Source organism: Pseudomonas sp. P5_B2 (assembly GCF_056400445.1).
Genome location: NZ_JBFULH010001076.1, coordinates 1 through 1,042, shown reverse-complemented (window position 1 = coordinate 1,042; position 1,042 = coordinate 1). Strand labels below are relative to the sequence as shown.

1 protein-coding gene is annotated in these 1,042 nt (G+C 57.0%); it reads right to left on the bottom strand.

Going from position 1 to position 1,042, the window contains the following annotated elements:
• The coding region (locus tag AC1DRJ_RS29280) for a DUF1254 domain-containing protein (protein ID WP_477805199.1) at positions 1–1,042 on the bottom strand (1,042 nt) is incomplete at both ends.

Sequence of the window (1,042 nt, the reverse complement as noted above, 5' to 3'; positions counted from 1 at the left end):
GGTGAATCCTTCTGGATGTACAGCGTCAGCGAGCCGTCGGCGTTCTTCTTCATGTCGGGTAGCATCGGCGCGTTGATGAGGTAGCGATTGATCGGATTCTTGATCAGCAGTTGCGACTTGCCGTCGTACATCGTCACCGACCAGAAGGCATTGACTGGCGGGAGTTGCCCGGCAGGAAAGGTGAGCGTGTAGTTGTGCTTGCTGCCGTCGAGTCGCTCGCCATTGGGTAAGGTACTGGTAATCGGATACGTGGCCTCATCGGCATCGTTGGCGTAGATGCCCGCTTGCGCGACGGCAGCGCGCTTCAGCCAGTCGCCGTTATAAAAGGCACTGTTGCCACCGGCACCGGCAATGKTCCAGCCGTTGACCTTCGTGCCGAGATTCTTGATCCCATCTTCGACCTTTGCATGTCCGGCCTGCATGCCCTGAACGATGGCGGCCTTCTGCTCGGCCGATAGGGCCTGGAAGTTAAAATCCTTCCCTACGCCGATTCGGGCAAGTTTTTCGCGGATCGCCACTTCATCGGGTGCGGCGGGATCGAACTGCAACGCAAAGCCCAGGTACTTGAAGAAGTCAGTCTTCACCAGGTCTTTGTCGATCTTCGGGAAATCAATCGGCGGTGCGGCAGGTGGTGCGGGTTGCTTGAGATAGGCGGAAAGCGGTTGTGCCTTGTAGCCGGATTGAATCTTTTCGACGTTCGACATATCAGTTGGGTTGAACAGCTGAGTTCGATAAATCGCGAAGGGCAGTTGCGTGCGGGAATGAAACACCTTCTTGATGCCCGGCGGAGTCGCGCCTTTCCAATCGGGGCCGACCACCATGTAATCGCCGGCTTCATTGCCGGTGGTACGGTTGCCGATGTAACCGAAGTTAAAAGTATTGCCGTCGATGAGCTGTACCGAGTAGTAGCGCAGTTTCTCGACCGCTGGCACCGAGAGCACGACTGGCTCGCTACGCACGTCCATGAACATCATGGAATAGGGCGTGTCGCTGTTCGGCGAGATGATGGCCGTGTCCTGGTAGGTAGCGACGTGATGTAGGC